Below are 13,826 nucleotides of genomic sequence, written 5' to 3' on the forward strand. Positions count from 1 at the left end.
TTTAAAAAGTATTAATTAAACAGCCCGGTTTTTTGAGTAGAAAGCCGGGCGGTTTGGTGTATATAAATATACAACTTTTTGGAGCAGGATTTGGAAGTAAAGACTCGCGTCTATTCACGGGACATTTCCCGCACGTCATTGCAATGGCATGTGGTTTTATTTTATCTTTAGGAAATCAACAGATAGATTTCAGCAGCCTAAAAACCTTTTTTAGTTAAAAAGTCATGCCCTTTACTTTCGCACACCCCGCCTTGGTTTTGCCGTTGAAGTATCTCCCCAAGACCTGGATCTCCATGATTGGCCTGGTAATCGGGAGCATGACGCTCGATTTTGAATATTTTTTCAGGATGCGGGTGCGCAGTATTTATAGTCATACCCTACCCGGATTATTTTGGTTTGATTTGCCTGTGGGATTATTACTGATTTTGATCTACCGTAAGATATTAAAAGACAAGCTGATCGATCACCTGCCTGTTCAGCTTAATCAGCGACTTTCTAAATTTAAGGGTAATACTGAAAACCGCATTTCACCGGGATACATCGCCGTAATTATTGTTTCGATCCTTGTTGGCAGCGCCTCTCATTTACTATGGGACAGCTTTACCCACCCCACCGGCTATTTTGTTACAAACATTTCAGCTTTAACACATACGATCCATATTGGGAGCCGTCAGTTTTATGCATATAAATTAGCACAACATGTCAGCACGTTATTGGGCGGTTTAGCCATTTTTTGCGTCCTCTATCGGTTGCCCAAAGGCCTAAATACTAAGGTTAGTAATATTGCTGCTTACTGGCTAAAGTCGGTTGGCATTGCTGTTATAGTAACGGCCATTCGGTTGACATGTGGGCTGAATTATCATGAGTTAGGCAATCTGGTAGTTACCACTATCGCTGGTATGTTTATTGGGTTGACGATTGTATCTGGTATATACTCCACCGAAGTCTCACAAATCAGGTAAGAATTTATTTTTGTCATGCTAAACGGTTGAAGCATCTATTAGGCAACATACATAGCTCAATAATAGATCCTTCGTTCCTCATGATTACAAATATATATTGGTCTTTTTCCCACCTCCTCTTTCCAGCGAAGCTGAAGAGAGGGTGACCGAGCGCAGCAATGGTAGGGAGAGTCGGCTCTTGAACTTTTCAATTTTCGCCCCCCTGTCGGTTTTGTTCTATTTTCCCTTTTCATGATCCTATAATTTTGATAAAAAATTACGACCATGAAAAATCAGGAAAACACCAAAAAACAAATACTGGTACTGGGTGGTACCGGAAAAACCGGCAGCCGTGTTGTTAGCAAGTTACAGCAAATGGGTTGGCCCGTACGTATTGGCAGCCGCAACGCTGCCATACCTTTCTACTGGAACGATCAAAGCACCTGGCCTGCCGTGCTGCAGGACATCGATTCCCTTTATATCTCTTACCAACCAGATTTGGCCGTTCCGGGAGCGGCAGACTCTATCCGTGAACTGTCCAAATTAGCCATAGCAAAAGGGGTTACCCGCCTGGTGCTACTATCGGGCCGGGGCGAAGAAGAAGCGCAGGCCTGTGAAAAAATAGTAATGGATTCCGGTGCCGATTGGACCATTTTACGGGCCAGTTGGTTTTGTCAGAATTTTAACGAGGGCTTCCTGCTTGACCCTATTCAGTACGGACAGGTTGACTTACCCGTGGGTGATGTTCCAGAGCCTTTTGTTGATGTGGATGATATTGCCGATGTAGCCGTGGCTGCATTGACTCAAGATGGCCATGCCGGGCAATTATATGAACTGACAGGTCCACGCATGCTTACCTTCAGCGATGCCGTACAAGAGATAGCCATTGCCCTTAACCGCCCCATTCAATATAACCAAATTTCAATGGATGATTATAAGGCCATGATGCGGGAGTACCAGATTCCTGATGACTATATCTGGCTCATCACCTACCTGTTTACCGAGGTGCTGGATGGCCGAAATGCCAGCCTGGCCGATGGCGTTCAACGTGCCTTGGGTCGTAAACCCACAGATTTTTCGGAATATATCCGCAAGGCCATTGCCGCTGGGGCGTGGCAGGTTAAAGCGTAGAGAGATGTTTAGAATAACCCAACGATGCTGATCAAATTCCCTCCCCACGGGCTACTGTGTGGACACATCTTTTCAATGCACTAATAGTTAAAAAAAGCTGCTCCGGAGGAGCAAAATGTCGGTAGCAATAATAAAAGTTAACCTCTTTAGTGCCATAGGTACTCCACTAATCGACTTAGGGTCTATTAATGCACTATTATTTGACCCACGAAGTTAAAAAGTGACGTACCTACGGCAAGTAAAAATTTCTTTTGATCCTTCTTCTACCGACATTCAGCCCCTACAGGGCATATTAAAAGATGTGTCCGCACAGTAGCCCCACGGGAGGGGTGTGGCCGGACGTGTTGTGGCAGGGAGGGGGTTCTCTGCATAATCCAATAAACCCCTCCCTGCCCTTCCCAAGGGTAATAGCCCATGAGTAGACATAACGGACAAATAATATTAAAAAGGGGGCTGTCACCCTGAGCTCCGTCGAAGGGTCGCGCGCAGAGGCCAGCCCACCATACTTCGACGGGCCCTACCATTATGGATCCTCCCTTATGTCATTGCAAGGAGGAACGACGAGGCAATTTCGTAGCTATTCCTATCCATGAGAACACGAGGAGATTGCTTCGTACCTCGCAATGACATATCTTATAATTTAAAAACTTCCGAAATTTTAAAAATTTCGGAAGTTTCATATCCGCTGCATGGGTACTATTTCTTCATCGGGTAAAGCGATTCGATAGCCACTACATCGCTTGCCGTAAACGGACGGTCGGTACCATCGCTGCAGGCCAGCATCCATGATCCGGGTTCGCCTCCTATGGGGGTGCCTGGGATATAAAAAGCAAGGCCGCCTTCGTCAACGGGCAATTTAAAGAAAGCCTGTAATATCCCTATCCATGATGACGTATCATAACCGCAGCTATAGGCTCTGTTTTGGAAATCGGTATGCCTGAAACCAATTGCGTGGCCAATTTCGTGTGCAATAACGGTAGTCAGCTCTCCCTTATCCACAAAAGTCTTGGTATATCTGGAACTATTAAGCGCGATAGGCGTTGCCGGCCGGCCATCAGCTCCGGGAAACCCCGACGACTGACCCAGGATGTTGGGATCGCCAAACTGCTGCCCCTGGATCAATATATCCTCTTTTTCTGCTGAGGCCGAATCCAATAGCGTAAACGTTAATGTTAAGCCCAGGTCGTTATACCGTTTTATGGCATTTTTAGCCGCCATGGTAAATACCTGCTGCGACGCACCCGCGCTCACCTTTACCTTGATCGCATTGGTTAAGCCGGTAACGATAAACAAAGTGCGGTACTGCTCGGTAACAGGTTTTTTAAAAATGATCTCACTCACATGCTGGCTCTGAAAATCGAGATCTGACTGTTTTAATAAAATATCCCCTTCAACAATAAAGCCTCCTTTTACCCGCACAGCGTTTGTGGGCGAAAACCCGGCTTTGGCAATACTTAACTGCTCGTCCTGGGTAAGTGCTGTGCTTACAACCGGTGGTTCGGTGGTATTACTATTCTTTTTGCAGCCAACAACCGCCGCGATAGTTAATAAGATTGCCAGAATAATTGTTTTTTGATTGAGTAAGGATTTGTTTTTCATTTTTAGTCGGTAAATAATAATTCGTTATAGTAAATAGATGATTGCCTATAGAGCAATAAACATAACGATTATTATTACACACATTTAAAAATGCACAAATTGAATAAATATTATAACCAATAGTTAATAATAGAGACGGATCAGCTGCGTATGTGCATAAAGCCCGGCAACGCTTATTGGTAAATATTTACCAAATGCAATTATTCCTATATTTATATAAATACTATACCTATGGAAAAAACAAAAGTAATTGGACAAACCAAGGACGCCGGCTTTGAAATAGGCGTCCGGAAAACATTCCCGGTTTCTGTGGAGCAGGCCTGGAATTTCTTGTTTTCGGACCAGGGACTTGCTATCTGGCTCGGGGGAATAAATCCTAATGAGTTTGACATTAACCAGGGCTACAAAACAGCCGAGGGCACAGCAGGTAAACTAACCATTTTTAAACCGTACTCGCACACCCGCTTAACCTGGCGAAGAAAAGATTGGAACAATACATCAACCCTTCAGCTTCGGGTGATCAATGCCAAAGGCAAAGCCCCCTTAAGCTTTCACCAGGAAAAACTCCTCAACAATAATCAGCGCGATGAAATGAAGGCTCATTGGGATGCGGTAATAACGCAAATAGGCAGCTATTTGAAATAAGCATATGGGGCTTAAATCGTAGTAAAAGAATAAATTCGGCCTGCTTAAACTATCTTTGCGGTTTATGGTCCTATTGATATAATGGATGTGCTATTAACATCCATTTTTTATATACCCAAATCTTGCATCGTGAAACTTAAACCGATATTTTTATTACTTCTCTTACTAAGTACTACCCTGTTTTGCAAAGCCCAAATATTTAGTGGCGGCCGGGAATTGAGTGTAAAACCTGTCGATATTAATAATGAACAGATCATCCTGTTCTTGTTGCTCAACGGAAATATTCCTGTTGATAATAATTTAAATGGCAAAGCCCTTTACCGCGATCAGTTTGATGGCTTTGATAATACCGGTAAATTAAAATCTATCGGCAGCACCACTTTTACCTATTACGATCGCTTTGACTGGGAAGAAAATTTTGGCAAGGTCAAATCCATCAACAAAACACAGATCACTTATTACGACCGCTTTGACTGGGAGGAGAATAAAGGCAAGATTAAAACTGTGGGCGGTATCCGCATCACGTGGTATAACAGATTTGACCGTGCGGAGCTTTTGGGTAAGCTTAAATCGGTAGGCGATATGCCGGTAACTTACTATGATGCATCGGATGGTCGTGAAAATGCCGGCAGAATAAGATCTATTGGGGATACGGTGTTTACTTATTATGGCAAATTTAATAGCGACTATACAGGAAAGCTTAAATCCATCGGCAAAAATTTGATCACTTATTATTATAATGGCACCGATAGCAATGCCATATACGGCAAATTAAGAACCATCGGCCGCGCCAGGATCATCTATTTTGATGAGTTTGACGCTGACGAAAGCAAAGGCAGAATCAAAGCTATTGCCGGACCGTTTACCGATCCGGAGAACCAGTTTTAAAGCGCAGGTTCATGGCGGCTATGGCTATAATGATGAGCGCCACACCGACCCATTGAATAGGTGTCACGCTTTCGTTGAGTATAAAGTGTGCAAATAAGATGGATACTGGTATCTCTACAGATGACACAATGCTACCCAGACCAATACCTGTTTTAGGCAAACCTTTGGTAAACAGCAACGGTGGCAATATGGTACCGAACAGGGCCAGGAAAGCGCCCCATTTCCAATGGCACTCAAGCGTAGACGCTTGAATGGGCGGGTTCAAAAATCCTTGTTCCCTATTCCCAGATATTCTTTGTTCTAAAAACCCTTGCTCCTTGCTCCCAAAATCCTTGTTCACTATTCCGCAATCCGTATCATTATTACCTTAATCTGTATAAATTATCCCGTGCTGGCCCCTATACCTTTGTTGTATAAATTAATTCAATCATTAAAACAATGTCAAAGACAATTTTTATAACCGGAGCTTCCCGTGGATTTGGAAAACTTTGGGCCGAAGCATTTTTAAAACGTGGCGATAAAGTAGTAGCCACCGCACGCAACCTGGACACCCTGGCCGACCTGGTAAGCACTTATGGCGATGCCATATTACCTATACAACTTGATGTAAATAACCGTGAAGCCGACTTTGCCGCAGTGGAACAGGCTAAACAACATTTTGGTACTATAGATGTATTGATCAACAATGCGGGTTACGGCCTGTTTGGTACTATTGAAGAAACCAGCGAACAGGAAGCCCGTGAGCAGATAGAAACTAACGTATTTGGTTTATTATGGCTTACCCAGGCCGTATTGCCGGTGATGCGCGCGCAAGGCCATGGCCACATTATACAAGTGTCAAGCGTGTTGGGTATAGCTACCTTACCTGTTTTAGGTTTATACAATGCCTCTAAATTTGCGGTAGAGGGTCTGAGCGAAACCCTGGCAACCGAGGTTGGCGGTTTTGGCATCAAAGTTTCTTTAATTGAACCAAACGGCTTTGCGACCGACTGGGCAGGAGCCTCGGCTACCCATACCCAGGTTTTACCAGAATACGAGGGTGTAAGGGCCGCCTTCCAGGCAGGGTTGACAGACGCCGACGCATTTGGCGTGCCAGAAGCTACGTCAGAAGCGGTGCTTAAACTGGTAGACAGCGCTAACCCGCCATTGCGCCTGTTCCTGGGTAAAGTAGCTTTGCCATGGGTAAAACAGGTTTATGAACAACGCCTGGCATCGTGGGAAGAATGGCAGCCTGTAGCAGCTGCCGCACATGGAAAATAAGCGTTGTTAATTTTACTTTAACTCAACTAAATAACCTGGCATAATTCATACTTTTATTAGTGTGAATTATGCTTTAATTATTTCTGCTCATGAAACATTATAAAAGCCTGGCCCAGTTAAGTCACGACAATGGTTTTCCTCCCCCGGAAAACCCTTTACTTGGCCTGGTGCATTGCGACAAATCCTGCCATATTGTGGAACAGGAGTTTACCAGTGATTTTTATCTGATCGGATTTAAAAAGCTGATATCGGGTATGTTTTTATATGGCCGTACCAAATACGATCATGATAATGGCTCCATGTCGTTTGTGAAACCAAGGCAGGTCATTGAGTTCAAAAACATGAAATTTGAGGAAAAAGGTTTCCTGATCCTGATTCATGAAGACTTTTTAAACGGTCATCCGCTGCATACCGAAATCAAAAAGTATGGTTATTTTGAATATGAAACCAACGAGGCACTGCACCTTTCGCCAAAGGAAGAACAGATCATCTGGGGTTTGTTCAATGAAATTGAAACCGAATACAACAACAACCAGGACGAATACAGCCGCGATATTATCCTGGGACACATCGAGTCGATACTCAAATATTCACAGCGTTTTTATAAAAGGCAATTCATTAACCGCATCACCGTAGCCGGCAAAGTGGCTTCTAAATTCAATGAGGCGCTTTCGGTATATTTCGACAAAGGCTATTTACTGGAAAAAGGCCTGCCTACCGTTAAATCAATGGCTGCCGAACTCAATCTGTCACCCAGTTACCTGAGCGATCTGCTGAAACAGGAAACCGGCAAAACGGCCATGGAGCTGATACACATTTACCTCATATCCGAAGCCAAAAACCTGCTCAAAGGATCGGACAATAACATTGCCGAAACTGCTTACACGCTGGGCTTTGATAACCTGCCTTATTTTTCGCGTTTGTTTAAAAAAGAAGTGGGCATTAGTCCTGTTCAGTTCAGAAAACAGATCATGAATTAGTTTATCATAGCCAGGGTTAGCCTGATAATATCGTCAAAAACGGTTTTTTCGCTGGTTGATTTGGCGGTTACCTGCATGCCTTTTACCGTATTGGAGATAGCCCGGGCAATTGCCCTGCCGTCTTGCGTATGGGCGATCTCCCCGTTATCTTGCCCTTTTTTAACAACCCGGTAAAAAATATCTTCCACCTGCTGGTCGTTCCGGCAAATCATTTGTTTCACCACCGCATCATGTGGTGCAATCTCCACTTCGGCATTCACCATGAAACAGCCTTTGCGGCTGCTATCACCCAATAATTCATCGGTAATAAACTCCAATATCTGTTTAATGGTTTCTTTGGCTGGCAGGTTATTCTCAACAATCTGGATTATTTTACCAGAGGATGTACATTGATAACTTTCCAGGGCCTTGATGAACAGTGTGTGTTTATCGCCATAGGTATCATACAAGCTTGACCGGCTGATGCCCAGCCCATCCACAAGGTCCTGCATGGACGTACCATTGTACCCCTTTAACCAAAAAAGGTCAATAGCCTTGTTCAGCACCTCATTTTCATCAAACTCTTTAGTCCTTGCCATAATTGCGAATAGCTTTGCCTAATAATTAAGCAAAGCTATTAAAAAGCTATTAACTTGAACGCCAGGAATCAAGAAACAAGAGTCAAGAATCAAGAAAAAACTTGCTTTACCTTGAAAAAGCTCTTCAGAAAATGATTCTTGACTCTTGATTCTAATATCTTGACTCTAAGCCTTACCGTACACCGCCACCAGCCAGCAGGGTTTCGCCGGTTAACCAGCGAGACTCTTCCGAAGCCAGGAATACCGCTACCAGCGCAATATCTTCCGGCTGCCCGATACGGCCAAGCGGTGCGGTACGTTCGGTTTCAGCCTGGAAATCGCTGCCGATGAAGCCTGCGGTATGTGTACCTTCGGTTTCTACCATACCGGGGTTGATAGAGTTTACACGGATCTTTTTAGGACCCAGTTCTTTTGAAAGCACGTGGGTAATAGCATCAACCGCGCCTTTGGTGGCTGTGTAAATAGAGCTGCCAACCGGGGCGATATTACTCACCACCGAACCAATGTTGATGATACTGCCACCATCGGCATTAAAGCTTTTCAATGCGCCCTGTGTGGTCAATAATAAACCCAGCACATTGGTGTCAAACTGATTGTGAAAATCTTCGGCACTAATTTCTTCAATGGCGCCAAATTTGTAGACCCCGGCATTGTTCACCAGGATATCAACCGCGCCAAAAGCTTTGGTAGTTTCTTCAAACAAACGGTTGATGTCACCTGCTTTTGAAACGTCGCCTTGTACAGCTATGGCTTTACCGCCATTACGCACAATTTCCTCTACTACTTTATCGGCACCGGCTTTTGCCGAAGCATAATTAACTACTACAGATGCTCCTGCTGCTGCCAGACTTTTAGCTATGCCTGCGCCAATACCTTTTGATGCTCCGGTAATTACTGCTACTTTATTTTCTAATTTTTTCATTTTAGGGATGATTAATTTTTCTTATTTGGAATAATCGTTCCGCAAATGTATAACATAACGGAACAAACGTTCCGTTTTAATTGCAATATTATGCTGGCATGACAAATGAGAAAAAACTGATATCAGAAAAGACCTTTCGCCAACAGGTTTTTAGCTTATGATTACTGGCTCCTTACGGTCAGGGTGGGTGTTTGTGTTAAAACTCAAACTAACTGGCATGGGATGCCAGCCAAATATCAAGCGACAGTTTTTTCATGGCATCCCGTGTGCAAGCATGGTAATATTTGGACGGGCTTGTATAATAAGATCTAATTACTCTTGAGTATCTTAAATACACTCCGGCTTATCCTTTGCAAAATAGTGGCATCCTGTGTAATGATCTCGGCATCGGCCATCATACCTTGTTTAAGGTGGATCGGTTTTCTCATATCCGATGCGCTTCTTACCTTAAAATCAACCTTGGAAACAAAAACACTGTCTTTATACGGAACATCCGCAATGTAGCTGATCTTGCCCCTGATCATACCATACTCTTCAAATGGATAGCTTTTCAGTTTTACCAAGACCTCCTGCCCTTCTTTAACTTTACCCATATTATCCTGGGGGATAGCCATTTGACCAAAAAATGCTTCGTTACCAGGGTTTATAGCAAAAACTTCCTGACCAGCAGTGAGTACCTGGTTTTCCTGAACAATACCGGCATAAGAAAGCTTGCCCGACTGGGCTGCTGTTAAAATATATTTGCTTTTCCAATCCTCGGCCTGGCTTATCAGGCTGTTGAGCGCCTGCAAAAATTTGGCCTTTTCTTCCCTGATCTGGTTATCCAGCTCCAATATATCCTTTTGTTTGGCAGCATAATTATTATTCGCGGTGATCAGGGCTGATTCGGTTTGTACCAGGGGTTCTTTCTGGGCGAGGTATTTGCTTTCCTGCTGCCTCAGTTCTGCCGGGGTTTCTACCTTCTCTTTTTCCAGCTTTTTATGCATTTGATAATCATCATCGGCTATGGTAAAATTGCGTTGCTGGATCTGTTTTTGCTGATTAAGTTGCTGTGCCTGTTTGGTAAGATCCATTAGGTCATTTTGCAAAAACGCTCGCTTCTTTAAATAAAAGCCGTCATTAACAGCCGATTTATAATTCAAATATTCCTGGTAAAAAGTTTGATAGGCCGATTGCAGTTCGCCTAACTGAATGTTATCAGATTCCGGAAAAAGCAGCGGACTAACCGGTTTATTTTGTAACACCTGGCTTTGCAATCCTTTTAAATTTGCCGCCAAACGCCAGATCTTATCATGATCGCCGGTGCTTTCCATATAGGCTAATGCCTGCCCGGCAACAACGTTGGTATTTTCCTTCACCAGTAGTTTGATCAGTTTACCCGGTACTTTAGAAACTACCGGCTTCGGAGAGTTTGGCGACTCTATTTTTAGTTGCGTTTTAACAATATCGGGATATTTTACCATTGCCGACAGGGAAACGATCAGTACGAGGATGCCAAAAAACAAGGTGATACCCCAGCGCAGTATCCACGAGGGTACTGTGGTAATAATATCCTGCATATCGTCTGTATGCCGCTCTTGTCCGTTATTAATATATGTTACCGGCATTTTATCCTATGATTTTTTGTCTGAACCCGAATTAAACGAATCTAAAAATTAACAGAATCCTATCATTTGCATATCTGAAACAACGAAGTTAATTCGCACATTTGAAATTTGCATATCTGCACATCTAATCTCATGCTCCCAGCTCCAGTTGATTTTTAACTAACTTGTAATAATCACCTTTTAGCGCGGTTAGCTCATGATGTGTTCCCTGTTCAATAATGCGCCCTTTATCCAGTACGATAATATTATCGGCATTGCTCACGGTACTTAACCGGTGCGCTACAATAACCACCGTACGCCCTTCAAAAAACTCATCCAGGTTATCCATGATCACTCTTTCATTATTGGCATCCAAAGCGTTGGTGGCCTCATCAAAAAATATATAATGCGGATCTTTGTAAACAGCACGCGCAATCAGCATCCGCTGGCGCTGGCCCTGGCTAATACCGTTTCCTTCAGCACCAATCTTGGTATTCAGGCCTAAAGGCAGTCCGTCAATAAAATCCTGAATATTGGCTATTTTTATAGCGTGTCTCAATTTAGCCTTATCCGGATAATCATCGCCTACGGCAATATTACGCTCTATAGTATCAGAAAAAATAAATCCATCCTGCATAACAACGCCGCAACCGCTGCGCCATGTTTTAAAGCCAATATTACCTATTTGCTGCCCGCCAACTTTAATATCTCCTTTTTGAGGCTCATAAAAGCGTAAAAGCAGTTTTAATATGGTTGTTTTCCCGCTGCCGCTCATGCCTACAATGGCTGTGGTTTTACCCTGGGGAATAACCATATCTATATTTTCCAGCACCGGCTCATTCCCTGCACCCGGATAACGGAAAGTAAGGTTATTGATGGATAAACTTTTGTTTTCAGGCAGGCTGTGGCTCCATTCCTTATCTACAGGTTCTTCATCATCCATCTGGTGAATTTCATTCAAACGTTCCAGGCTGATCTTGGCATCCTGAAAACCTTGAATAAAACCTAATAATTGTTCAATCGGGCTACTTAACTGGCCAACAATGTACTGCACGGCAACCATGGCCCCCAGGGTTAAGTTTCCGGTGATTACGGCCTGCGCACTTAAAAAGGTGATCAATATATTTTTACCCTCATTAATAAACGTTGCCCCGCCTTGCTGATATTGATTAAGGGCCAGTGTCTTTACACTGAACTTAAATAGCCGGGCCTGGATATGCTCCCATTCCCAGCGTTTTTGCTGCTCACAGTTATTGAGTTTAATTTCCTGCATACCGTTTATCAGCTGCACAATGCTGCTTTGGTTTTTGGCCGAAATTTCAAAACTTTTGTAATTAAGCGCCCTGCGCCGTTTTAAAAAGATCACGATCCATGCGGTATAAATAACGCTGCTAACAGCAAATACAAAAAATATAGTCGCATGGTAATAAGCCAGCACTATTGAAAAAACAAGCAAATTAAACATGGAGAACAGCGTACTTAATGTGGAGCCCGTTAAAAAACTTTCGATCCTTTTTTGGTCGCTCATGCGCTGCAGGATATCACCGGTCATTTTGGTATCAAAAAAACTCATGGGCAGTTTCATCAGCTTGATCAAAAAATCGGTCAGGATAGAAACATTAACCCTGGTGCTGATGTGCAGCAGGATCCATGAGCGTATAAAATCAACGCTGACACGGCCTATAATAAGTGCCGTTTGCGCAAACAGGATGATATAAATAAAATTAAGGTTGCGGGTATTGATACCAATATCAACAATTGACTGCGTTAAAAAAGGGGTAATGAGCTGCAATAAACTACCAATACCCAGACCAAATAACAGCTGAATAACCAACTTACGATAAGTAATAAGATATCGCAACAGGAACGACCACCGAACTTCATTGCCTTTCTCGTCCTCCTGCTCATAAAATTGCGGAGTGGGTGAAAGTAGCAGCGCAATACCCTCCAGGCTTTCCGCATCACTTTCCCAATTGCGCTTAAAATCCTCTTCACTAAGCGTTATCAATCCGGCAGCCGGATCGGCTAAGTAATATTTGTGGTTTTTTATTTTGTATAATACCACAAAGTGGTTTTGCCGCCAGTGCAGGATACACGGCAGCTCGGCCTCTTTTAACTGGGCTGTATTTAGTTTAACACCTATTGACCGAAAGCCGATTTTTTCGGCAGCATCGCTGATACCCAGTAAGGAAACACCTTCTTTATTGATCTCGCAAAGCCGCCTTAAGGTTTGTACTGTAAAATTGCGGCCGTAATGTTTCGCCACCATTCGCAGGCAGGTAGGGCCGCAATCCATTTGATCAGGTTGCTTATAGAAAGGAAAGGCCATTAATCTTGGGGTTATTATTTTGTATTATTTTTTTATATGAAGATAAAGATAAATGTAATATCTAAGGAGGTAAATTAAAACATGATCATATAACATCCTCCTTATAAATATACTTAACAAGGATTATATCTTAAACAAAAAAATGATTGCATTAATTGATGAAAAGCTGCTCCTGATTAAGCAGTTCCAATCAAAAACTATTTTGGTGTATGAAGGAAGTACCCCTGATGAATGTTCTTTATATTAAGGGTGTATCAGGGGCACACAGGAGCAATAATTAAATTAAACACATCATCCAGGTGCATGCTATTATTTTCTTATTTCGTAACATAGTTCAACCATGCCGGTTTTGTATGCTGTTACGTTTTTCAGGTGCAACGTCTGTTCTTTTCCTATCCGGTCAAAAAACGGTATCCCGTTGCCCAAAATAACAGGCAAAATTGACTGTCGTATTTCATCAGCTAAGCTTAAACGAATGAAATCTTTAGCAAGCTCAGCACCGCCTACAAGCCAAACATTCTTGTAATATGGTTTTAGCCGATCATCTACAAAATGGTTTAGATCGCCAGCATAAAATTCGATATTAGGCCTGTCAACCGGCAGTTTCCTGTGCGTTAAAACTATAGTCGGCACATCCCCGTAAACCCATCCATATGATTTTGAAAGTTCCAGCGCGTGTTCATATGTCCGTGCACCCATTATATAACAGTCTATTGTTTTAAGAAACTCCTTAGCATCCTGTTCGGTAATATGAACTCCTTTCTCGTAGCTGTCGGGTGTTTCAAACCAGGAAACACTATTGTCTTTTTTGGCAATATAGCCGTCGAGACTCGAAACCATATGTATGGTTATTTTAAATATGTCTGTCGCCATCTGGGAATATTATTTGCGGATATACATTGTGACAATTTGTTAAATATGTTAAAGCCCAAGGCTAAATACAGATTAAAGTGTTAAATTAGGGCAA

General features: G+C 42.9%; 13 protein-coding genes. 6 read left to right on the top strand and 7 right to left on the bottom strand.

The features are described from left to right. Positions 1 to 224 precede the first annotated feature (224 nt). Positions 225 to 962: a DUF4184 family protein gene (locus ACNURT_RS01595; RefSeq protein ID WP_419700251.1), complete on the top strand. Its 738-nt coding sequence runs from the start codon at positions 225 to 227 to the stop codon at positions 960 to 962. A 264-nt stretch (positions 963 to 1,226) separates the two neighbouring features. Next, positions 1,227 to 2,072: an NmrA family transcriptional regulator gene (locus tag ACNURT_RS01600; protein ID WP_419700252.1), complete on the top strand. Its 846-nt coding sequence runs from the start codon at positions 1,227 to 1,229 to the stop codon at positions 2,070 to 2,072. Between the two features lie 696 nt (positions 2,073 to 2,768). Here the strand turns inward: ACNURT_RS01600 and ACNURT_RS01605 are convergent. Beyond that, a complete protein-coding gene (locus tag ACNURT_RS01605; protein ID WP_419700253.1) occupies positions 2,769 to 3,671 on the bottom strand; it encodes a M57 family metalloprotease in 903 nt (300 codons plus the stop codon). 231 nt (positions 3,672 to 3,902) lie between these two features. On the opposite strand from ACNURT_RS01605, the gene ACNURT_RS01610 reads away from it, so the two are divergent. Both ACNURT_RS01610 and ACNURT_RS01615 read left to right on the top strand, forming a co-directional pair. Further along, positions 3,903 to 4,316, top strand: a complete 414-nt coding sequence (locus tag ACNURT_RS01610; RefSeq protein WP_419700254.1) for an SRPBCC domain-containing protein — start codon at positions 3,903 to 3,905, stop codon at positions 4,314 to 4,316. A gap of 129 nt (positions 4,317 to 4,445) precedes the next feature. Further along, entirely contained in the window at positions 4,446 to 5,204 is a 759-nt protein-coding gene (locus ACNURT_RS01615; RefSeq protein WP_419700255.1) for a hypothetical protein, read from the top strand. Here the strand turns inward: ACNURT_RS01615 and ACNURT_RS01620 are convergent. Then, positions 5,179 to 5,469, bottom strand: coding sequence for an EamA family transporter (locus ACNURT_RS01620; RefSeq protein WP_419700256.1), 291 nt, complete (start codon positions 5,467 to 5,469; stop codon positions 5,179 to 5,181). The two genes, ACNURT_RS01615 and ACNURT_RS01620, sit on opposite strands and share 26 nt — an antisense overlap. 173 nt (positions 5,470 to 5,642) lie before the next feature. Here ACNURT_RS01620 and ACNURT_RS01625 point away from each other — a divergent pair, with 173 nt between their 5' ends. Next, complete coding sequence (locus ACNURT_RS01625) at positions 5,643 to 6,464, top strand: SDR family oxidoreductase (RefSeq protein ID WP_419700257.1); 822 nt, start codon at positions 5,643 to 5,645, stop codon at positions 6,462 to 6,464. 89 nt (positions 6,465 to 6,553) lie between these two features. Next, entirely contained in the window at positions 6,554 to 7,444 is an 891-nt protein-coding gene (locus tag ACNURT_RS01630; protein ID WP_419700258.1) for a helix-turn-helix domain-containing protein, read from the top strand. Here the strand turns inward: ACNURT_RS01630 and ACNURT_RS01635 are convergent. The 5 genes from ACNURT_RS01635 to ACNURT_RS01655 form a co-directional block, all read right to left on the bottom strand. Further along, the gene (locus ACNURT_RS01635) at positions 7,441 to 8,022 is read right to left on the bottom strand and encodes a TetR/AcrR family transcriptional regulator (RefSeq protein ID WP_419700259.1); all 582 of its coding nucleotides are present in this window, start codon (positions 8,020 to 8,022) and stop codon (positions 7,441 to 7,443) included. The genes ACNURT_RS01630 and ACNURT_RS01635 overlap by 4 nt on opposite strands. A 172-nt stretch (positions 8,023 to 8,194) precedes the next feature. Beyond that, a complete protein-coding gene (locus ACNURT_RS01640) occupies positions 8,195 to 8,944 on the bottom strand; it encodes an SDR family NAD(P)-dependent oxidoreductase (RefSeq protein ID WP_419700260.1) in 750 nt (249 codons plus the stop codon). A gap of 308 nt (positions 8,945 to 9,252) precedes the next feature. After that, positions 9,253 to 10,551, bottom strand: a complete 1,299-nt coding sequence (locus ACNURT_RS01645; RefSeq protein WP_419700261.1) for an HlyD family secretion protein — start codon at positions 10,549 to 10,551, stop codon at positions 9,253 to 9,255. Between the two features lie 130 nt (positions 10,552 to 10,681). Then, on the bottom strand, positions 10,682 to 12,859 hold the full coding sequence (locus tag ACNURT_RS01650; RefSeq protein WP_419700262.1) for a peptidase domain-containing ABC transporter: 2,178 nt from the start codon (positions 12,857 to 12,859) through the stop codon (positions 10,682 to 10,684). Between the two features lie 309 nt (positions 12,860 to 13,168). Next, positions 13,169 to 13,699 carry a dihydrofolate reductase family protein gene (locus ACNURT_RS01655; RefSeq protein ID WP_419700263.1) on the bottom strand — a complete coding sequence of 177 codons (531 nt, stop codon included), beginning with the start codon at positions 13,697 to 13,699 and terminating at the stop codon, positions 13,169 to 13,171. Between the last annotated feature and the right edge of the window lie 127 nt (positions 13,700 to 13,826).

Source organism: Mucilaginibacter sp. NFX135 (assembly GCF_048565145.1).
Classification (GTDB): Bacteria; Bacteroidota; Bacteroidia; order Sphingobacteriales; family Sphingobacteriaceae; genus Mucilaginibacter.

Coding starts and splice junctions, on each gene's coding strand:
- ACNURT_RS01610 (WP_419700254.1), top strand. CDS start 3,903: ATGGAAAAAACAAAAGTAATTGGACAAACCAAGGACGCCGGCTTTGAA.
- ACNURT_RS01655 (WP_419700263.1), bottom strand. CDS start 13,699: ATGGTTTCGAGTCTCGACGGCTATATTGCCAAAAAAGACAATAGTGTT.
- ACNURT_RS01595 (WP_419700251.1), top strand. CDS start 225: ATGCCCTTTACTTTCGCACACCCCGCCTTGGTTTTGCCGTTGAAGTAT.
- ACNURT_RS01650 (WP_419700262.1), bottom strand. CDS start 12,859: ATGGCCTTTCCTTTCTATAAGCAACCTGATCAAATGGATTGCGGCCCT.
- ACNURT_RS01625 (WP_419700257.1), top strand. CDS start 5,643: ATGTCAAAGACAATTTTTATAACCGGAGCTTCCCGTGGATTTGGAAAA.
- ACNURT_RS01630 (WP_419700258.1), top strand. CDS start 6,554: ATGAAACATTATAAAAGCCTGGCCCAGTTAAGTCACGACAATGGTTTT.
- ACNURT_RS01640 (WP_419700260.1), bottom strand. CDS start 8,944: ATGAAAAAATTAGAAAATAAAGTAGCAGTAATTACCGGAGCATCAAAA.
- ACNURT_RS01600 (WP_419700252.1), top strand. CDS start 1,227: ATGAAAAATCAGGAAAACACCAAAAAACAAATACTGGTACTGGGTGGT.
- ACNURT_RS01645 (WP_419700261.1), bottom strand. CDS start 10,551: ATGCCGGTAACATATATTAATAACGGACAAGAGCGGCATACAGACGAT.
- ACNURT_RS01605 (WP_419700253.1), bottom strand. CDS start 3,671: ATGAAAAACAAATCCTTACTCAATCAAAAAACAATTATTCTGGCAATC.
- ACNURT_RS01635 (WP_419700259.1), bottom strand. CDS start 8,022: ATGGCAAGGACTAAAGAGTTTGATGAAAATGAGGTGCTGAACAAGGCT.